General features: G+C 67.1%; 14 protein-coding genes. 6 read left to right on the top strand and 8 right to left on the bottom strand.

The annotated features are described in order from the left end of the window. Window positions 1-66: 66 nt before the first annotated feature. The gene (locus AC5P9L_RS03085) at window positions 67-516 is read right to left on the bottom strand and encodes a winged helix-turn-helix transcriptional regulator (RefSeq protein WP_495230538.1); all 450 of its coding nucleotides are present in this window, start codon (window positions 514-516) and stop codon (window positions 67-69) included. A gap of 75 nt (window positions 517-591) precedes the next feature. Here AC5P9L_RS03085 and AC5P9L_RS03080 point away from each other — a divergent pair, with 75 nt between their 5' ends. Next, window positions 592-1,809, top strand: a complete 1,218-nt coding sequence (locus AC5P9L_RS03080) for an MFS transporter (RefSeq protein ID WP_062606842.1) — start codon at window positions 592-594, stop codon at window positions 1,807-1,809. 82 nt (window positions 1,810-1,891) lie between these two features. Here the strand turns inward: AC5P9L_RS03080 and AC5P9L_RS03075 are convergent, their stop codons facing one another. Beyond that, window positions 1,892-3,307, bottom strand: a complete 1,416-nt coding sequence (locus AC5P9L_RS03075) for a GGDEF domain-containing protein (RefSeq protein WP_062606860.1) — start codon at window positions 3,305-3,307, stop codon at window positions 1,892-1,894. A 287-nt stretch (window positions 3,308-3,594) separates the two neighbouring features. Between AC5P9L_RS03075 and AC5P9L_RS03070 the strand changes: the two genes are divergently transcribed. Then, the gene (locus AC5P9L_RS03070) at window positions 3,595-5,844 is read left to right on the top strand and encodes a TonB-dependent siderophore receptor (protein ID WP_049397963.1); all 2,250 of its coding nucleotides are present in this window, start codon (window positions 3,595-3,597) and stop codon (window positions 5,842-5,844) included. Between the two features lie 45 nt (window positions 5,845-5,889). Here AC5P9L_RS03070 and AC5P9L_RS03065 read toward each other — a convergent pair whose 3' ends face one another. Further along, window positions 5,890-6,816, bottom strand: coding sequence for a hypothetical protein (locus AC5P9L_RS03065; protein ID WP_005408676.1), 927 nt, complete (start codon window positions 6,814-6,816; stop codon window positions 5,890-5,892). Window positions 6,817-7,037: 221 nt separating this feature from the next. Here AC5P9L_RS03065 and AC5P9L_RS03060 point away from each other — a divergent pair, with 221 nt between their 5' ends. Continuing rightward, on the top strand, window positions 7,038-8,018 hold the full coding sequence (locus AC5P9L_RS03060) for a cation diffusion facilitator family transporter (protein WP_227416033.1): 981 nt from the start codon (window positions 7,038-7,040) through the stop codon (window positions 8,016-8,018). A gap of 222 nt (window positions 8,019-8,240) precedes the next feature. Here AC5P9L_RS03060 and nfi read toward each other — a convergent pair whose 3' ends face one another. Beyond that, the gene (gene nfi, locus AC5P9L_RS03055; protein ID WP_049397958.1) at window positions 8,241-8,915 is read right to left on the bottom strand and encodes a deoxyribonuclease V; all 675 of its coding nucleotides are present in this window, start codon (window positions 8,913-8,915) and stop codon (window positions 8,241-8,243) included. A 94-nt stretch (window positions 8,916-9,009) separates the two neighbouring features. On the opposite strand from nfi, the gene gpmA reads away from it, so the two are divergent. Next, the gene (gene gpmA / locus AC5P9L_RS03050) at window positions 9,010-9,759 is read left to right on the top strand and encodes a 2,3-diphosphoglycerate-dependent phosphoglycerate mutase (RefSeq protein WP_138969740.1); all 750 of its coding nucleotides are present in this window, start codon (window positions 9,010-9,012) and stop codon (window positions 9,757-9,759) included. A 163-nt stretch (window positions 9,760-9,922) separates the two neighbouring features. Next, window positions 9,923-12,016, top strand: a complete 2,094-nt coding sequence (locus AC5P9L_RS03045) for a M13 family metallopeptidase (protein WP_495230537.1) — start codon at window positions 9,923-9,925, stop codon at window positions 12,014-12,016. Window positions 12,017-12,778: 762 nt separating this feature from the next. Here the strand turns inward: AC5P9L_RS03045 and AC5P9L_RS03040 are convergent. The 4 genes from AC5P9L_RS03040 to AC5P9L_RS03025 form a co-directional block, all read right to left on the bottom strand. Next, window positions 12,779-13,396 (bottom strand): HD-GYP domain-containing protein, encoded by a 618-nt coding sequence (locus AC5P9L_RS03040; RefSeq protein ID WP_005412694.1) that lies wholly within the window; start codon window positions 13,394-13,396, stop codon window positions 12,779-12,781. A 44-nt stretch (window positions 13,397-13,440) separates the two neighbouring features. Then, entirely contained in the window at window positions 13,441-16,905 is a 3,465-nt protein-coding gene (mfd, locus tag AC5P9L_RS03035) for a transcription-repair coupling factor (protein WP_062607465.1), read from the bottom strand. Between the two features lie 149 nt (window positions 16,906-17,054). Beyond that, window positions 17,055-17,600 (bottom strand): GNAT family N-acetyltransferase, encoded by a 546-nt coding sequence (locus tag AC5P9L_RS03030; RefSeq protein ID WP_004150340.1) that lies wholly within the window; start codon window positions 17,598-17,600, stop codon window positions 17,055-17,057. Between the two features lie 95 nt (window positions 17,601-17,695). Then, window positions 17,696-18,553, bottom strand: a complete 858-nt coding sequence (locus tag AC5P9L_RS03025) for a 23S rRNA (adenine(2030)-N(6))-methyltransferase RlmJ (RefSeq protein WP_005408683.1) — start codon at window positions 18,551-18,553, stop codon at window positions 17,696-17,698. Between the two features lie 35 nt (window positions 18,554-18,588). On the opposite strand from AC5P9L_RS03025, the gene creB reads away from it, so the two are divergent. Then, window positions 18,589-19,314 carry a two-component system response regulator CreB gene (creB, locus tag AC5P9L_RS03020; RefSeq protein ID WP_227415598.1) on the top strand — a complete coding sequence of 242 codons (726 nt, stop codon included), beginning with the start codon at window positions 18,589-18,591 and terminating at the stop codon, window positions 19,312-19,314. The last annotated feature ends 1 nt before the right edge of the window (window position 19,315 follow it).

Raw genomic sequence — 19,315 nt, 5'->3', positions numbered from 1 at the left:
ATCCAGCGGCGGAAACATCCGATGCTAACCGGCGCGGGCGTCCGTCGGTGTGCGCGAATGGGCGGATCAGGTGTCGCGCCCGTCGCCCTTGAGCTTGCGCACGCGGGTGGCAGTGGGCTGAACCGGCTGGCCATCGCGCCCGCGCGGCTGCATGTAGGGCAGCGGCCGCCGCGTCGCCAATTCGATCAGCTGCGAATGGGCTTCGCCTGCACCGAAGCGATGGCGCTCCCCCCACTGGCGCAGTGCGACCAGCAGCGGGAACAGTTCCAGGCCTGCGGCGGTGAGCACGTACTCCTGGTAGGCCGATCCATCGGAGGCTGGCTGCAGCTGCAGGATGCCGGCCTCGACCAGCCGGCGCAGGCGGTCGCTGAGGATGTTGCGCGCCGCGCCGAGGCTGCGCTGGAAATCACCGAAGCGGGTGATGCCGTCGAAGGCGTCGCGGATCACCAGCAATGCCCAGCGGTCACCGAGCAGGTCGGCACTGCGGGCTACAGGGCAGGGGCTGTCGGCGTGCATGCTGGGTATCTCCGAATGTGGTTGCAGTTTAAAACCAATGGCGATAGCCTGCATCTGGTTTCAAATTGCAACCATATGGTGAGTGCCACATCGCTTCCCCGCCCGCTGCTGGTCCTGCTTGCGGCTGCCGCCGGCGCCAGCGTCGCCAACGTCTACTACGCGCAGCCGCTGCTGGATCAGCTTGCACGCGCCTTTGCGATGGACCGGGCCGTGGCCGGCGCAGTGCTGGCTGCCACCCAGGCCGGCAGCGTGCTGGCGTTGCTTGGCCTGCTGCCGCTGGCGGACTGCGGCGACCGGCGACGCCTGCTGCGGCTGCAGTTGATCGCGCTGGTGCTGGCCCTGTTGTGGCTGGCGGCGTCACGCACGGCGAGCTGGCTGTTGTCGGGCATGCTGCTGGCAGGCCTGTTGGGCACCGCGCTGACCCAGGGCCTGATTGCCTATACCGCCATGCTGGCACCGCCCGAGCAGCGCGGTCGCGTGGTCGGTGTGGTGCAGGGCGGCGTGTTCATCGGCCTGCTGCTGGCGCGCGTGGTGTCCGGTACGGTGGCGGCGGCCTTTGGCTGGCAGAGGGTCTACCTGCTGTCAGCGGTGGTGATGGCAGCGTTGGCGGCGCTGCTGTGGCGGCGCCTGCCCGCAGTACCGGTGCCGTCGGTCCCTCCACGCTGGCGCGAGCTGCTGGGCTCGATGCAGGGCATGCTGCGCCGCGATCGAACGCTGCGCGAGCGCGGGCCGCTGGCATTGCTGCTGTTTGCCGGCCTCAATGTGTTCTGGGCGGCGGCACCCTTGCCGCTGTCGGCACCGCCGCTGCACTGGTCAACCGCAGCCATCGGCGCGCTCGGCCTGGCCGGCGTGGTCGGTGCGCTGATGGCGGCGCGGGTCGGACACTGGATGGACCGTGGTTTCGCGCATCGGGTCAGCCTCGGCGCGCTGTTGTTGATGCTGGTCGCGTGGTGGCCGCTGCTGGGCCTGCCGCATTCGCTGTCCTTGCTGTTGCTGGGTGTGGTCGTGCTCGACCTGGGCGGCCAGGCACTGCATGTCTCGAACCAGGCATCGTTGCTGCGTGCACCGGCAGAACAGCATGGGCGCCTGGTGGCGTTGTACATGCTGTTCTATGCGGTGGGCAGCGGTGCGGGAGCGGCGGCGGGGCCCTGGATGCAGGTGCGGCATGGCTGGCCCGCTGTGTGCCTGCTGGGGGCAGGCATCGCGTTGCTGGCGCTGCTGTGGTGGGCAGCATGGCGGGTGGGGGCGGTGAAAGCAGCGGCTGGCGCGCGAACCGGTAGAGTCGACTGTTAGTCGACTGCTCTTCGTTCCGACGGCGAAAAATCCCGCGCTGCGCGCGATAGTCGACCAGCGGTCGACTCTACCTGTCCTGCCGTCATCGCCGCAGTGCACGCCGCCCCGGGGCTTCCTGCAGGTCCGCGCTGGCGACCACCACGCGGTTGCGGCCGCTGCGCTTGGCCTCGTACATCGCGGCGTCGGCACGTGCCATCAACCGCTCGTAGTCCGGATGACCATCGTGACCGGCCACGCCGATGCTGGCGGTCAGCTCCAGCACCTGGCCATTGGCCAGCGCAACGGGCGATTGCGCGATCTGCCGGCGCAGGCTCTCGGCGATCACGGTCGCCTGTGATTCGCTGGCCGCCACCAGCACCACCACGAATTCTTCGCCGCCATAGCGGAACAGGTAGTCGCTGCCACGCGTGAGCTGGCCGAGCAGGCCGGCCACGTGCTGCAACGCACGGTCGCCGGCATCGTGGCCATGGCCGTCGTTGATTGCCTTGAAATGATCCAGGTCGAGCAGCAGCAGCGAGAACGGTGTGCGGTTGCGCGTGGCCAGCTCGATTTCCCGGCGCAGCACGGTGGGCAGGAAGCGACGGTTGAGCAGGTTGGTCAGCGCGTCGCTGCCGGCATCCAGTTCGCCGATGCGCTCGAACAGCAGCGTCATCAGGGTGCGGATGGCGGCCAGGTCCTCGCGGATGGCCGGCAGCACCGCCAGTCGCTGCGCCGGAGCATCGCCACTCGCGCGCTGCAGGTGGCCGTCAATGCGGGCCATCAACTGGCCCACCTGCTGCGTTTCGCTGCTTTCGCCGAAGCTGGGGATGCCCTTGTGGGTGAACCACAGGCCGAACTCCGAGGTGGCCAGGCTGGCGTTGTCGCTGGCCTGCACGTGGCCGGCGAGTGCGTAGAGCAGGGCGTTCTCCCAGTCCAGCAGCAATGCGCGCTGGCGCTCGCGTTCGGTACCGACGTTCTGTACCAGCGAGAACAGCCGGTAGGCGGCGTCGGCACGGGTGGAGCGCTCGCGCGCATGGGTGTAGGCCAGGGTCATGCCTTCCATGGCGATGTCCATGATCGCGCTGAGGCAGGCGATGGCGGCGAACGCGGTCGCGCTGTCGGGCGCGTCGTCGCGCAGGCGCACGAACAGCTCGTGCTTGAGCACGCGCGCACCGCGCGTCACCAGGTCGACCGGGATGCCGACCCGTGCGTGTACGTCGCCGATCACCCGCTGCGAGGCGACCGTGGTGGCGATGCCAGCGGTGTCGGTGGTCAGCAGCTGTACCAGCCAGCGCTGCATGGCCGGCTGCAGGCGCTGCTTGACCTGGTCGTGGGACAGGAAGCGGCGTGCGCGCCCGTCCTGCAGCAGCACTTCGTAAAAGCGCTGGGCCAGCGCGGGTGGGGCATCGGAGGCAGCGGCCTTGAGCAGCGCGGTGGCGGCAGGGCCGGCCTGTAGCAGGCATTGCTGCCAGGCCTCGGCCAGCGGCTGGCTGGCATCGTCCAGTTGGGGTGGTTCCACGTCGATCTCTGACTGCGTACGGCAAACCACGGGTATCGGCCGCGGCGGCATACGGTTGATGGCGGGGTAGCCCGCCAGTTTACGCGCGGTGCAGGCTTGCACGGTGCGCAAAGCACATCGACGCCGCTGCGGCAATGAGTGAACGCATTTGAGAATCACTCGCATTGATGGGAGAATGCGCGCACGGAGCGGGCTGCAGGTGCCTGCAGGACGGCTCCGCCTCCCCCCTCGTCGTTGCCTCAAGCCCTTTGCCAGAGGCCCCGCAGCCCTGCCAGAAGGTCCTGATCATGTCTCCTGCCGTTGTCCATTCACCGCGCCCGCTGGCGCTTGCCGTCGCCGCCCTGCTGGCGGGCAGCGCCTTGACCGCCCAGGCCGAAACCGACGCCACCGATATCGACACGGTGCACGTCACCGCCTCGCAGATCGCGCGCCAGGCACTGGGTACCTCGACCATCACCGCCGAGGATATCGCCCGGCGCCCGCCAGCCAACGACATCGCCGAGCTGTTGCGGACCATGCCGGGCGTCAACCTGACCGGCAACAGCGCCTCGGGCCAGTACGGCAACAACCGCCAGATCGACCTGCGTGGCATGGGCCCGGAAAACACCCTGATCCTGGTCGATGGCAAGCGCATCGGCGCACGCGATGCCGTGCGCATGGGGCGCAGCGGCGAGCGCAATACCCGCGGTGACACCAACTGGGTGCCGGCGGAAATGATCGAGCGCATCGAAGTGCTGCGCGGCCCGGCGGCGGCACGCTATGGCTCCGGTGCCTCCGGCGGCGTGGTCAACATCATCACCAAGCGCCCGACCGGCGACCTGACCGGTGCGGTGGACCTGTATGGGCTGGTGCCCGAACACAGCGCCGAAGGTGGCAGCGAACGCGTCGGCCTGCAGCTGAGTGGGCCGATGACCGACACCCTGTCGTTCCGCCTGTACGGCAATCTCAACAAGACCGACGCGGACTCGCTGGAGCTCAACCGCCAGTACGCTACCAACCCCAACGCGGTGCCGCCGGCCGGCCGCGAGGGCGTCAAGAACCGCGATGTCAACGCGCTGCTGCGCTGGGACGTGACCGCCAACCAGGTGGTGGAGTTCGAAGCCGGCACCAGCCGCCAGGGCAACATCTACGCTGGTGATCGCGCGGTCAGCACCACCGGTACCTCGACCGGCGTTGACCTGGCGGCACTGGCCGAGGGCGAAGCGGAGACCAACCGCATGTACCGCAACACCGGCGCGATCACCCATCGTGGCCGCTGGGGCGACGTGACCTCGCGGGTGACAGCTGCGGTGGAGGCGGTGAACAACTCACGCATCAACGAAGGCCTGGCCGGTGGCCCGGAAGGCAGCTTCAACGGCACCGACTGGTCGACCTCGCGACTGCGCAACTACCAGTTGGACGGCGAAGTGAGCTTCCCGACCACGCTGGGTGGTGCCGAGAACATCTGGACGCTTGGCTTTGAATACCTGGACAGCCGCCTGACCGACCCGTACTCGATGAGCCAGTCCAGCAGCAGCGGCGGCGGCATCCCGGGGCTGTCGGGCGATCGTGCGCGGGGCAAGGCCGATGCGCAGACCACCGCCGTGTTCGTCGAAGACAACATCTACCTGGGTGAGCGCTGGATCGTTACCCCGGGCCTGCGCTTCGACCACCACAGCCAGTTCGGCAACAACACCAGCCCCAGCCTCAACGCGCAGTTCCGCATCAACGGCGACTGGGTGGTGAAGGGCGGCATCGCCCGGGCGTTCAAGGCGCCGAACCTGTACCAGTCGAATCCGGACTATCTGTATTACACCCGTGGCAATGGCTGCCCGAATGCACTGCCGAGCCTGGGCGCCGGCTGCTACATGCGCGGCAATGCGGACCTGAAGGCGGAAACCAGCCTGAACAAGGAACTCGGCATCGAGTGGGCACCGCAGAGCGGCTGGCAGGCCTCGTTGACGTACTTCCATAACGACTACAAGGACAAGATCCAGGCCGGCTACACCCAGATCGGCCTGACTGCCGACACCAGGGGCCGGATCTTCCGCTGGGAGAACGCGCCGAAGGCGATCGTGCAGGGGCTGGAAGGCAACCTGGTGATCCCGCTGCTGGGCGAGCAGGGCAACCGCCTGAAGTGGAGCAACAACTTCACCTACATGGTGGAGAACGAGAACAAGCGCACCGGCCAGCCGCTGTCGGTGATTCCGAAGTACACCGTCAACACGATGCTGGACTGGCAGGCCACCGACAAGCTGTCGCTGCTGCTGACCGGCACGTTCTACGGCAAGCAGAAGCCGGCCACCACCAACATCAACAATGATCCGCGCTGCACCGGCAGCTGCGACCCATCGATCGCACTGCAGGATCGCGGTGCGTACAACATCTGGGGCGTGAGCGCGCGCTACAAGGTGACCGAGACGGTCAGCTTCGGCTTCGGCGTGAACAACCTGGCCGACAAGCGCCTGTTCCGCGAGGCCAACAGCAGCGATGCCGGCGCGGCGACCTACAACGAGCCGGGCCGCGCGTACTGGGCCAGCCTGCGCTTCGGGTTCTGACCCGATGAGGCCTGCGCCGGGGCGTTCCCCGGCGCAGCCTGAAGGCTACTTCACCTGCCGGCAATCGCGCAGGTGGACGCCACCGGTGTCCATCTTGTCGACCACGCCTTCCAGTTTCACCCAGTCGTTCTCGCGCAGGGTGGCGCCCAGCGCCATCTGATCCGGCGCGAGCGCACAGTGCACGGTGAAGTTGGCGTTGTTGTCGTCGTTCGACTGGCGCCCGCCGATGCCACCGATGCCCTTCATCTTGGTGACCAGATAGCCCACCTCGAAGGTCTTGGCAAAGCGGTTGGGCTGGGCGGTGTAGACCTGGCCATCGATGATGAAACGACGGCCGAAATACTTGACGAGCAACGGCTGGTACATCGCATCGGTATCCGGCGGGGTGCTGGTGCCGGAGAACAGTGCCCTGAGCGGTGCGGTGTTGATTTCCCGCTGCAGCCGCTTGGCGTCCTTGCCCATTTCGGTGGACATGCCGACCGCAGTGGCCTGGATCGGCTTGTCGAAACCGCTGGAGACACGCACGGCTTCTGCGATCGCCTCGCCTTCCGGGCCGGTCTTGAGCTTGTCCAGCCAGCCACACAGCGCGCTGCGTGCGTCCTCTTCCTTGGCGGTCTGCCCGCGTGACAGCTTGGTGCCGACCACCACGTTGCCGCCATTGGAGGCGGTGATGATGCTGACCAGCGGCATCTTGGTGTCGGTCTGCAGCACGTACATCTGGCCTTCGGTCTCGGTGATGACATCTCCGCTGACGAAGTTGTTGCCCTCATCAAGCGCTGCCTTGCGCAGCTGGCCCAGGGCGCTGCGGGGCTTCAGGCCGGGGAGGGTGACTTCGGAGGTGAAGAACTGGCCATTGCGGGGATCGCCTACCGCCTGGAAATTCTGCTGGCAGGTCTTGGCCGAGGCGCTTGCGGCCGTGCCCAGCGCGCAGGCCACGGCGACGGCGACCCAGGGGGTCTTGGTAGTCCACATGTTCCGGATTCCTTGTGCTTGGGTGTCCATTGCGGGCCGCAACGCCGAAGCGGTCTGGCTGCCCGTTCCCCATCCAGAGGGGATGTGGTCATCATAGTGTGGCCCGGCACGGGCGCAAGCTGCGGCGAGCCGCGACGTGCAGTCTGCAATGTTATAAACACCGTGATAGTTTCCCCACGGCCGCCGGCGTAGCCTGCCTCCATCGCAAAGGAGCTGTTGCCATGGGCCACGACCACGATCACCTGCCATCCGAGATCCGCCACGAGAAACCCCTGTGGTGGGCGCTCGGCCTGACCTCCACCTTCCTCCTCGTCGAAGTGGTGGGCGCGTTCTGGACCAACAGCCTGGCGCTGTTGTCCGACGCAGCACACATGGCCACCGACGCGCTGGCCCTGATGATCGCGCTGGTCGCGGTGCGGCTGAGCCGGCGCCCGCCGGATGCGCGCCGCACCTACGGCTATGCGCGCCTGGAAGCGCTGGGCGCGATGATCAACGGCGCGATGCTGTTCGTGGTTGCCGGCTACATCCTGTGGGAAGCCGTCGGGCGCTTCAGCAAGCCGCAGGAGATCGCCTCCACCGGCATGCTGGTGATCGCCTCGGCCGGCCTGGTCATCAACCTGATCTCGATGCGCCTGCTGCAGGCCGGCAGCGGCGAGAGCCTCAACGTGAAGGGCGCCTACCTGGAAGTATGGGCGGACATGCTCGGCTCGGTGGCGGTGATTGCCGGTGCGGTGCTGATCCACTTCACCGGCTGGAAGCCGATCGATCCGATCCTGGCGGTGCTGATCGGCCTGTGGGTGTTGCCGCGCACCTGGGTGCTGATGCGCGAAGCGATCAACGTGCTGCTGGAAGGCGTGCCCAAGGGCATGGACGTGGCCAAGGTGCGCGACAGCCTGTCCAGCCATGCCGCGGTAATGGACGTGCATGACCTGCACGTGTGGGCGCTGGCCTCCAGCACGCCGGCGCTGACCGCGCATGTCGTGATGCGCGACGGCACCGATGCCGACGCGCTGCGCCGCGAGCTGGGAGCGCGCCTGCACGATGACTTCGGCATCGAGCACGTGACACTGCAGCTTGAAGCGGACCACTGCGGCGAAGCCTGTGGTGAGCCGGCGCCGGTGAAGGGCGGCGAGCACGAGGCCCATGAAGGCCATGACCACGGCGAGGACGCGCAGGGCCATCGCGGTCACGTGCATCGCTGAATGGGATATGCCGTCACGCGGATCGGGTGAAACCGGTCGGGCGAAACCGCATGGATGAAACCGACCGGGCGAAACCGCCTTGGTAGAGTCGACTGTCAGTCGACTGCTCTCCGGCGAGGCTGCGACGAAGCCCGCGCTGCGCGCGTTAGTCGACTGACAGTCGACTCTACCCTGTCGTCCCGACGCGACCGTGCAGGCTGCATCCGTCGAGAACAGCGAAGGTCATTCGTCCCGTCGCGAGGCCAGCCGATCCGCCAGCCGGGTCGGTTCCGGCAGCCGGTAACCGCGCAGCGTGCGCTGCACCCAGTCCAGCGCGGTATCGGCACTGACCCGATGGCCGCCGGCCACGAACAGCGGCTTGCAGCGCACCTTGCTGCGCAGCACCCAGCCGAGCTGCTCGTCACCGTCCATCAATGGCGTATGCGCGCCTGCTTCGGCACCTGGTTCGACGAACCGGCCCACCAGTTTCGACTTGGCCACGCCGATGCTCGGCAGGTCGGTGACCACGCCCAGATGCGCGGCCACGCCCAGTCTGCGCGGATGGCTGATGCCGTGGCCATCGACGAACACCAGATCCGGCGCCCGCGGCAGCAGTGCCAGCGCGGCCAACAACGCTGGCAGCTCGCGGAAGCTGAGCAGGCCGGGAATGTACGGCATCACCGTGGGAATGCGCGCTATTTCCTGCGCCACGGGCTGCAATGTCTTCGCATCCAGCAGGACCGCTGCGGCGCGGGTGGTGGCACCGTTGTCCTCAAAGCCCACATCCAGCCCGGCCAGCCAGCGCACGTCGTTGGGCAGGCGGTCCTGGCGCTCCACGCGGCCGGCCAGCTGGAGCTGCTGCGCGCGGGCCGCGGCGACGCTTCCTTCCCAGCGCCCGGGGTCGATCACCGTATTCATTGGCCACAGCATCGCATGGGTGGCGCCACGGCCCGGTGAGTGGCGGCCGGGGCTACAATGGCGGCCTGCCTTTCCTCGCGTTGGAGACCCTGCAGTGACCCGTAAACTCGTACTGTTGCGCCATGGCCAGAGCCAGTGGAACCTGGACAACCGCTTCACCGGCTGGGTCGATGTCGACCTGACCGAGCAGGGGTGCCGGGAAGCGGCCGCCGCCGGTCGTCTGATGCGTGAGGAAGGCCTGCAGTTCGACGTCGCCCACACCTCCGTTCTCAAGCGCGCCATCCACACCCTGCAGGGTGCACTGGCCGAGCTGGAGCAGGACTGGCTGCCGGTGAACAAGTCCTGGCGCCTCAACGAGCGTCATTACGGCGGCCTGCAGGGCCTGGACAAGGCCGAGACCGCCGCCAAGCACGGCGAGGAGCAGGTCAAGGTGTGGCGCCGTTCGTACGACATCCCGCCGCCGCCGATGGAGCTGGAAGATCCGGGCCACCCGATCCATGACCGCCGCTACGCCGGCCTGGACCGCAACGCGCTGCCGGGCACCGAATCGCTGGCCACCACCCTGGATCGCGTGCTGCCGTACTGGCACGACGCGATCGCGCCGCAGCTGAAGGACGGCAAGACCGTGCTGGTCACCGCCCACGGCAACTCGCTGCGCGCGATGTACAAGTACCTCAACAATGTCTCGCGCGAGGAAATCCTCGAGCTGAACATCCCGACCGGCATCCCGCTGCTGTTCGAACTGAACGACGACCTGACGGTGCAGTCGTTCCGCTACCTGGGCGACCCGGAAGCGGCGCGCAAGGCTGCTGAAGCCGTGGCCAACCAGGGCAAGGCGAAATAAGTAGATACCCACCGTTGGTGAGTATTCTTCTGCTGGGTGTGTGTGCGGACCAACGGTCTGCACACATCCGCTTGCGACCACGGGCGTTCCCCCTGTGACCTTTGGCCGGTCCCTGTCGTGGGCCTCCCCGGCTACCCTGTGAAATTACCCGCAGGAGAGCCTCATGAACGTCCGCAACCTGGTCCCGCTGGGCCTGACCATCGCCATCGCTGCCTCGCTGGCGGCCTGTGGCAAGAACGAAACCGCACCGGCGGCCGGTGCCGACGCCAAGCCGGCCTTCGACCTGTCGCAGATCAAGACGCCGCTGATCTCGCTCAACAGCGCCGACCTCGATCCGGCCATCTCGGCCTGTACCGACCTCAATGGCTTCGTCAACAGCAAGTGGCTGAAGGCCAACCCGGTGCCGGGTGACCAGACCACCTGGGGCAGCTTCGAGATCCTGCGCGAGCGCTCGCTGGAAGTGCAGCACGCGCTGGTGCAGCAGGCCGCCGCCAGCCAGGCCAAGGCCGGCTCGGTGGAAGCCAAGATCGGTGACATCTGGAAGACCGGCAATGACGAAGCCAAGATCGAATCCGCCGGCCTCGCGCCGCTGCAGCCGCAGCTGGACAAGATCACCGCGCTGAACGATACCGCCGCCATCACTCAGTACCTGCGCGACAGCCAGGCCGAGGGCAAGGGCGTGCTGTTCTCGCTGTTTGCCAATGCTGATTACAAGGATTCGGCCAACGTCATCGCCTACGTCGGCCAGGGCGGCCTGGGCCTGCCGGAGAAGGGCTACTACTTCGACGATGCGCAGGCCAAGATCCGCGACGCCTACGTGGCCTACATCGCGCAGGTGCTGACTCTGTCCGGCGTGGACGCCGCGCAGGCCGCCGAGCAGGCCAAGGCCGTGATGGCCTTTGAGACCCGCCTGGCCAAGGCCTCGATGTCGCGCATCGAAATGCGTGACCCGGCCAAGCGCTACAACCCGCTCAGCGCCGCAGACGCCGACAAGCTGACCCCGAACTTCAGCTGGACCGCGCTGTTCGACACCCTGAAGGTGCCGGCCGCACAGAAGTTCTCGCTGGCCCAGCCGGGCTTCTTCGGTGAAATGGACAAGATGCTGGCCGATGTGCCGGCCAGCACCTGGCAGGCCTACCTGCGCTTCCACACCATCGACGACGCCTCGCCGTACCTGAGCAGCCAGTTCGAGAAGGCCAACTTCGAGTTCTATGGCAAGACCCTGCGCGGCCAGCAGGAAATGCAGCCGCGCTGGAAGCGCGTGCTGGAGTCGGTCAACGGTGGCATGGGTGAAGCCCTTGGCCAGCTGTACGTCGACGCCGTGTTCCCGGCCGAGTCGAAGGTGGCCATGCAGCACCTGGTGGAGAACCTGTCGCAGGCGCTGAAGGCGCGCCTGGAGCAGCTGCCGTGGATGGGCGAAGAAACCAAGAAGAAGGCGCTGGAAAAGTGGGCCAGCTTCACCCCGAAGATCGGTTACCCGGACAAGTGGCGTGACTGGGCGGGCCTGCAGACCAACGGCGACAGCTACGTGGGCAACATGCAGGCAGCGCGTGCGTTCAACTACCGCTACATGCTGGACAAGATCGGCAAGCCGGTGGACAAGACCGAGTGGGGCATGACCCCGCAGACGGTCAACGCCTACTACAACGCCACCAAGAACGAGATCGTGTTCCCGGCGGCGATCCTGCAGGCGCCGTTCTTCGACGCCAAGGCCGATCCGGCGCTGAACTACGGCGGCATCGGTGCGGTCATCGGCCACGAAATGATGCACGGCTACGACGACTCGGGCAGCCAGTTCGCCGCCAACGGCAATTTCGACAACTGGTGGACCGACGCCGACCGCAAGGCCTTCACCGAGCGTACCGACCAGCTGGTTGCACAGTTCGATGGCTACGAGTCGGTGCCGGGCGTGTTCGTGAAGGGCAAGCTGACCCTGGGCGAGAACATCGGCGACCTGGGTGGCCTGACCGTGGCCTACGACGCACTGCAGATGGCGCTGAAGGAAGACCCGAAGGCGAATGTGGAAGTGGATGGCCACAGCCAGGACCAGCGCTTCTTCATGAACTGGGCCACCGTGTGGCGCCGCAACTTCACCGACGGTGAGCTGCGCGTACGCCTGAACACCGACCCGCATGCGCCGGCCAACTTCCGAGCCAACGGTGCACCGTCGAACATGCCGTCCTTCGCTGCGGCGTTCCAGTGCAAGGCAGGCGACGCGATGGTGCGTGCCGACGACAAGCGCGTGGTGATCTGGTAACCGATCACCCGTGATGCGTGATGCGAAAGGTCCGGCGAGCGCCGGGCCTTTTGTTTTTCAGGCCGACAGCGATGAGGGGACGGGTAGAGTCGACTGTCAGTCGACTATCGCGCGCAGCGCGGGATTTTCTCGATCCGAAGAGCAGTCGACTAACAGTCGACTCTACCGCCGGGTCGTTTCACGTGCCGGGAGTCGACCAACCGGTTCGACGGAATCCGCTTGGTAGAGTCGACCGTTGGTCGACTATCGCGCGCAGCGCGGGATTTCTCGATCTGGACGAAGAGCAGTCGACTAACAGTCGACTCTACCGCCGGGTCGTTTCACGTGCCGGGAGTCGACCAACCGGTTCGACGGAATCCGCTTGGTAGAGTCGACCGTTGGTCGACTATCGCGCGTAGCGCGGGATTTTCTCGATCTGGACGAAGGGCAGTCGACTAACAGTCGACTCTACCGGCGGGTCGTTTCACGTGCCGGGAGTCGACCAACCGGTTCGACGGAATCCGCTTGGTAGAGTCGACCGTTGGTCGACTATCGCGCGCAGCGCAGGATTTTCTCGATCTGGACGAAGAGCAGTCGACTAACAGTCGACTCTACCGGCGGGTCGTTTGACGTGCCGGGAGTCGACCAACCGGTTCGACGGAGTCCGCTTGGTAGAGTCGACCGTTGGTCGACTATCGCGCGCAGCGCGGGATTTTTTCGATCCGTGGAGCAGTCGACTAACAGTCGACTCTACCGCCGGGTCGTTTCACGTGCGGGGAGATCTCAGGCCAGCTCAGGTTCCTGCGCCAGCAGGCGATGGAAGCGTTGCAGAACGTAAGGGTCGATCAGACCACCGGATTGCTCGTCGATGATGCGCAGTGCCGTCTCGTGTTCCATCGCGGCACGGTAGGGACGCACGCTGGTCATCGCGTCATAGGCATCCGCAACGGTGACGATGCGTGAGCCCAACGGAATGCTCTCGCCGCGCAGCCCATCGGGATAGCCACTGCCATCGAACGCCTCGTGATGGGCGCGGATCAGCCGCGCAACCGGTGCCGCGTCGCTGCGGCCAGTGGCCAGGAAGATGTGTTCACCGCGCACCGGATGCTCGCGCATGATCGCGCGCTCCTCGTCGGTATGCCGGCGCGGGGCCAGCAGCACCTCATCGGGAATGCCGATCTTGCCGATGTCATGGAAGCGTGCGGCCAGGCCGATCTGCGCACTGGCCTCGTCATCCAGATCGCAGTGCGTGGCCAGGCGCTGCGCGAGCAGGCCAACGCGGTCGCAATGGTGGCGGGTGTAAGCGTCGCGCATCTGCAGCGACATCGAGAGGGCATCGATCAGGCAGGCCTGTGCATGCAGCAGGTCGGGGGCGGGTACGGCGTCAGGAAACATGGTCATCCGCCCGCACCGGGTGGGGACCGGTGCGGGGTGTTCGGGGGCGATCAACCCGGGGCGAGGGTGGTCAGAAGGGCGCGGGCCGCGTTGAAGCGGTCCTCCGGCAACGGCAGCGGATGCTTGATGCGAAGCTTGTCGGGCCCTTCCATGGCATAGAGGTTTGGCTGTTTCTGGATCAGCTGGATCACCGCCATCGGATCGATGTTCGGCTTGGACTCAAACACGATGCGGCCACCGTTCTCACCCAGGTCCAGCTTGCGGATGCCCAGCGCGTTGGCTTTCAGCTTCAGCTCGGCGATGGCGAACAGGTGCTTGGCCGCATCCGGCAGCAGGCCGAAGCGATCGATCATCTCCACCTGCAGTTCGCGCAGCGCATCGCTGTCGCGCGCGCTGGAAATACGCTTGTACAGGGTCAGGCGGGTATGCACGTCCGGCAGGTAGTCTTCCGGGATCAATGCCGGCACATGCAGCTCGACCTCGGCACCACGCACTTCCTCGCCGGCATCCAGGTCGGGCAGCTTGCCCTGCTTGATGCTGCGTACCGCGCGCTCCAGAAGCTCGGTGTACAGGCTGAAGCCGACCTCGGCCATCTGCCCGCTCTGGTCCTCGCCGAGCAGTTCGCCGGCACCGCGGATCTCCAGATCGTGCGTGGCCAGGGTGAAGCCGGCGCCCAACTCGTCCATCGAGGCGATCGCTTCCAGGCGCTTCTCAGCGTCGGGGGTGATCGCGCGGCGGTCGGGGGTGATCAGGTAGGCGTAGGCACGGTGGTGCGAACGGCCCACGCGGCCACGCAGCTGGTGCAGCTGGGCCAGGCCGAAGCGGTCGGCGCGGTTGATGATGATGGTGTTGGCGTTGGGGATGTCGATGCCCGATTCGATGATCGTGGTCGACAGCAGCACGTTGAAGCGCTGCTTCTGGAAGTCCAGCATCACCTTTTCCAGCTCGCGCTCGGGCATCTGCCCGTGGGCGATGCCGATGCGCGCTTCCGGCACCAGCTCGGACAGCTCGCGCTGCATGCGGCCGATGCTTTCCACGTCGTTGTGCAGGAAGTACAGCTGGCCGCCACGTGCCAGCTCGCGCTGGAAGGCTTCGCGCAGCAGCGCGTTGTCCCACTGGGTGATGAAGGTCTGCACCGCCAGCCGGTTCGGCGGCGGCGTGGCGATGATCGACAGGTCACGCAGGCCGGCCATGGCCATGTTCAAGGTGCGCGGGATCGGCGTGGCGGTCAGGGTCAGCAGGTGCACGTTGGCGCGCAGCGCCTTCAGGGCTTCCTTCTGGCGCACGCCGAAACGCTGCTCTTCGTCGACGATGACCATGCCCAGGTCCTTGAACTTCACGTCGGGCTGCAGCAGGCGATGGGTGCCGACGATGACGTCGATGGTGCCGGCGGCGACCTTTTCCAGCTCGGCCTTGATCTCCTTGGTGCTCTTGAAGCGCGACAGCACCTCGACCTTCAGCGGGTAATCGGCGAAGCGGTCGCGGAAGTTGCGGTAATGCTGTTCGGCCAGCAGCGTGGTCGGCACCAGCACGGCCACCTGCTTGCCGGCACTGGCGGCGGCGAATGCCGCACGCACCGCCACCTCGGTCTTGCCGAAGCCGACGTCGCCGCAGACCACACGGTCCATCGGCTGGCTGCTGGCGAGGTCGCGCAGGGTGGCGTCGATGGCGGCCAGCTGATCGGGGGTTTCCTCGAACGGGAATCCGGCTGCGAACGGCTCGTACATCGCACGGTCCACCTGCAGTGCCAGGCCGGCACGCGCCTGGCGACGGGCCTGGATCTCCAGCAGTTCGGCAGCGACGTCGCGAACCTTTTCGGCGGCCTTGCGCTTGGCCTTGCTCCACTGTTCGCCACCGAGCGAATGCAGCGGCGCGGTTTCCGCTGAAGCGCCGGAGTAGCGGCTGATCAGGTGCAGCTGGGCGACCGGCACATACAGGCGGTCGCCCTTGGCGTATTCGATTTCGAGGAACTCGCCGGGCATGCCGCCGACGTCCATCGCGATCAGGCCACGGTAGCGGCCGACACCATGGTCCTCGTGCACGATCGGTGCACCCTCGGTCAGTTCGCCGAGGTCGCGGATGATCGCTTCCGGCTCGCGGCCGGCACGACGCGTGCGGCGGGTGCTGCCGGCGCGCTCGGGGAACAGCTGGCGCTCGGTCAGCACCGCGATGCGCGGATCGTCCAGTGCGAAGCCATCTTCCAGCGGTGCCACCGCGATCGCGAAGCGCGCATCGTCGGCGAGGAAGCTGGGCAGGTCGGCCACCACCGGCGGCTTCAGTTCGGCGGCCTGCAGCACTTCCAGCAGGGCCTCGCGACGTCCGGGCGAATCGGCGGCGATCAGTACCCGGCCCGGATAGTGGCCGAGGAAGGATTTCAGCGCGTCGCCAGCGGGGGCCTCGCGCGCGGCCACCGGCAGCGGCGGCAGCGGCTGGTCACCCAGCGCATGGGCATCGGCGATGCGCGCGTGGTCAGCCGACCACACCTCGATGCGCGGGGCATCGTTCAGGCGCTCGCGCAGCAGCTCCGGCGACAGGTACAACGCCGAAGGCGGCAGCAGCGGGCGCTCCACATCATGGCGGCGCTGCTCATAGCGGTCCGCGGTCTGCGCCCAGAACGCGACGGACGCTTCATACGCACCGGTACAGACCACCGGCAGGCTGCCGTCGGGCAGGTAGTCGAACAGGGTTGCGGTGCGTTCGAAGAACAGCGGCAGGTAGTACTCGACGCCGGCCGGGGCCAGCCCGGACTTCAGATCCTGGTACAGCGAACTGCGCCGGGTATCCACATCGAAACGCTCGCGCAGCGTGGCCAGCACGCGTGCGATGCTGGCCTCGTCCATCGGCACTTCGCGGCCAGGCAGCATGTGCACCGCCTCGACCTTGTCCAGCGAACGCTGGCTTTCCGGATCGAAGGCACGGATCGAGTCGATGTCCTCGTCCAGTAGTTCTACCCGCAGCGGCTCGTCGGCGCCCATCGGGAACACGTCGAGCAGGCCGCCGCGCACCGCGAAGTCACCCGGGTCCATCACCTGCGGCACGTTGCGGTAGCCGGCGCTTTCCAGGCGACGCTTCTCGGCTTCCAGGTCCAGGCGCTGGCCCACTTTCAGGTCGAAGCTGCCACCGATCACATAGCTGCGCGGGGCCAGCTGCTGCAGCAGGGTCTGCACCGGCACGATCACCAGGCCGCGCTTCAGCGCCGGCAGGCGGTGCAGGGCGGACAAGCGCTGCGAGATGATGTCCGGATGCGGGCTGAAGCGGTCGTAGGGCAGGGTTTCCCAGTCCGGGAAGGCGACCACCGGCAGGGCCGGGTCACCGCCAAGCAGGGTCTGCAGGTCGGCTTCGAGCTGGTTGGCACCGTGGTTGTCACGGGCGATCACCAGCAGCGGGGCGTCATGCGCACGCGCGGCCTGGGCCAGGTACCAGGCCAGGGCGGTCGACGAGGCGGGGGCGCGCCACCAGGCGCGGAGCTGGCCGGCGCGCGGCAGCGGCGGGGCGGGGTATGAGGTACGCGACATGGACCCCGGATTTTAGCAGAAGCCCGATCGAAGCCCGGTGGGTCGTGCCGGCCGTTTGCCGACGGCCTCACGTGCCGTTGGGGGAACACAATGCCGGCCAGCGGCCGGCACTACCGGGAGGCATGGCCGGGCAGGGCCCGGCGCATCCGTCAGTTGTCCAGCTCCAGCACCATCCGCACCAGGCCTTCGGCACCGGTCGGGTGCGGCACCGGCTTGAAGCCCAGCGAGGCGGCCAGCTGCTTCATCGGCTCGTTCTCGGCGGCAACGTCGCCGTACAGGCGGTCGAGGTACTTGCCGCGGCCCCACTTCACCAGCTTGCGCATCAGCTGCCGGCCCAGGCCTTGGCCAATGAGGAAGCGGCTGATCAGGATCGCGTACTCGGCTTCACGGGTACCGGGGATGATCGAGGCCCGGGCGACCGCGCCGACCACCGCTTCGCCAGCGGGCAGGGACTCGGCTGCGACCAGGGTGATCTCGGTCTTGGGATTGGGGTGGGTCAGGCGCTGGGTGGTTTCCGGTGACAGCTCGGTCACCGCCTGCAGGAAACGATCACGGATTTCTTCCGGCCCGAACAGGCTGAACGCCGCTTGCAGCGGTGCGCCGTCTTCCGGGCGGATGGGGCGGATCAGCAGCTCGTGGCCGCTGGGAGCCTTGAAGATCTCATGCCAGGGCGGCATGCGGTTGCGAGTGGCCATACCGGGTGATTCCTTGGTGGTCCATCGATTGTGGCATCACCGGGGCTGCATTCCGTGAACGAAAGGCTCACGGCGGTACAGCCTCGTGAAGGCCGTTATTCGGGGGCTTTGAGCCAATCCAGGCGGGTGCTGGCCCCCGGTTCGCCCAGGTGCTGGCGCAGCGCCGGCAGGGCCGGGCCGACCACCCGGTCGAACTGCCACGGCGGGTTGAGCAGCAGCATGCCGCTGCCGTTGAGGCGCAGCGGCGAGTCGTCCGGGCGCACCAGGAACTCGATCGTCATCGCCGACTTGACCGGCAGGGCAGTGGCCTTGCGCAGGAAATGCAGGATGGTGCGGCGCTGCTTGATCGGGAACCAGACCGCACAGGTGGCCTGCGGCCAGCGTGCCAGGGTCTCGGCCAGGGCAGCCAGGATGTTCTGGTATTCGGCGTCCTGCGCCTCGTACGGCGGATCGATCAGCACCAGGCCACGACCGATCTTGCTGCCGTTGAACTTCGGCGGCAGCAGCGAGCGCAGCAGGGCATAGCCATCGCCAGCGCGCACATCGACGCGGCTGTCATGGGCAAACAGGGCCTTCAGCGTGGCCGTTTCGGCTTCCTGCAGCTCGCAGACCGCCATGCGGTCCTGAGCACGCATCGCCTGTGCGCTCAGCAGCGGCGAGCCCGGGTAGTTGGTCAGCGCGCCCACCGGGTTGTCGGCCTGGACCGCCTTCAGGTAGCGCTCGACTACCTCCGGCAGCTTGGGCTGGGCCATCAGCCGCATGATCCCGGATTCGGCCTCGAGGGTCTTGCGGCTCTCTTCGCTGGCCAGCAGGTAGCGGCCGGCACCGCCGTGGGTGTCGAGCACGAAGAACGGGCTGTCCTTGCGCTTGAAGCTGTCGATCAGGGCCAGCTGGACGATGTGCTTGAGCACATCGGCGTGGTTGCCGGCATGGAAGGCGTGGCGATAGTTCATGGGCGGCAGTGTACGGGGCGGCGGCCGCAGCGGCTATGCTGCGCGCCATGACAGCTCCCGTTGCCCATGTCCTGGTAGTCGAGGACGAAGCCGCCATCGCCGAAACCGTGCTCTATGCGCTGCGCAGCGAGGGCTATGCCGCCAGCCACTGCCTGCTGGGCGGGGAGGCGCTGCAGCGGCTGCAGGCCGGGGATATCGACGTGGTGGTGCTGGACGTGGGATTGCCCGACCTGGGCGGCTTCGAGGTCTGCCGACGGCTGCGCGCGCAGCCCGGGCCGGTGGCGCAGCTGCCGGTGATCTTCCTGACCGCCCGCAACGATGAAGTGGACCGGGTGCTCGGCCTGGAACTGGGCGCCGACGACTACATGACCAAGCCGTTCTCGCCGCGCGAGCTGGTGGCGCGGGTGCGTGCACGCCTGCGCCGTGCGGCGCCGGTCATCGCAGCGCCCAGCGCCGATGCAGGCTGGCAGGAACATGGCGCGTTCGCCATCGACCGCGAAGGCCGGCGCATCCGCTTCCGTGGCCAGGCACTGGACCTGACCCGCTACGAGTACGCGCTGCTGGAGGCGCTGCTGCAGCGACCCGGTGCCATCCTCAGCCGTGCCCAGCTGATGGACCGTGGCTGGGACAGCAGCGCCGACAGCGCCGACCGCACCGTTGATACGCATGTAAAGACGCTGCGCGCCAAGCTGCGCGCGGCCGGTGCCAGCGAAGACCCGATCCGTACCCACCGTGGCCTTGGCTACGCGCTGGAGGTCTAGC

It is taken from the genome of Stenotrophomonas sp. YJH_SMC_64, from assembly GCF_059371375.1.
Note: the sequence above shows the minus strand (reverse complement) of the source record. Positions and strands in the feature narration are given on the sequence as shown.

What these genes read in the sequence shown, in the direction of transcription:
- nfi (WP_049397958.1), bottom strand. Translation starts at nt 8,915, where the DNA reads ATGAATACGGTGATCGACCCCGGGCGCTGGGAAGGAAGCGTCGCCGCG.
- AC5P9L_RS03085 (WP_495230538.1), bottom strand. Translation starts at nt 516, where the DNA reads ATGCACGCCGACAGCCCCTGCCCTGTAGCCCGCAGTGCCGACCTGCTC.
- AC5P9L_RS03080 (WP_062606842.1), top strand. Translation starts at nt 592, where the DNA reads ATGGTGAGTGCCACATCGCTTCCCCGCCCGCTGCTGGTCCTGCTTGCG.
- AC5P9L_RS03040 (WP_005412694.1), bottom strand. Translation starts at nt 13,396, where the DNA reads ATGACCATGTTTCCTGACGCCGTACCCGCCCCCGACCTGCTGCATGCA.
- AC5P9L_RS03030 (WP_004150340.1), bottom strand. Translation starts at nt 17,600, where the DNA reads ATGGCCACTCGCAACCGCATGCCGCCCTGGCATGAGATCTTCAAGGCT.
- AC5P9L_RS03025 (WP_005408683.1), bottom strand. Translation starts at nt 18,553, where the DNA reads ATGAACTATCGCCACGCCTTCCATGCCGGCAACCACGCCGATGTGCTC.
- mfd (WP_062607465.1), bottom strand. Translation starts at nt 16,905, where the DNA reads ATGTCGCGTACCTCATACCCCGCCCCGCCGCTGCCGCGCGCCGGCCAG.
- creB (WP_227415598.1), top strand. Translation starts at nt 18,589, where the DNA reads ATGCTGCGCGCCATGACAGCTCCCGTTGCCCATGTCCTGGTAGTCGAG.
- AC5P9L_RS03065 (WP_005408676.1), bottom strand. Translation starts at nt 6,816, where the DNA reads ATGTGGACTACCAAGACCCCCTGGGTCGCCGTCGCCGTGGCCTGCGCG.
- AC5P9L_RS03060 (WP_227416033.1), top strand. Translation starts at nt 7,038, where the DNA reads ATGGGCCACGACCACGATCACCTGCCATCCGAGATCCGCCACGAGAAA.
- AC5P9L_RS03045 (WP_495230537.1), top strand. Translation starts at nt 9,923, where the DNA reads ATGAACGTCCGCAACCTGGTCCCGCTGGGCCTGACCATCGCCATCGCT.
- AC5P9L_RS03070 (WP_049397963.1), top strand. Translation starts at nt 3,595, where the DNA reads ATGTCTCCTGCCGTTGTCCATTCACCGCGCCCGCTGGCGCTTGCCGTC.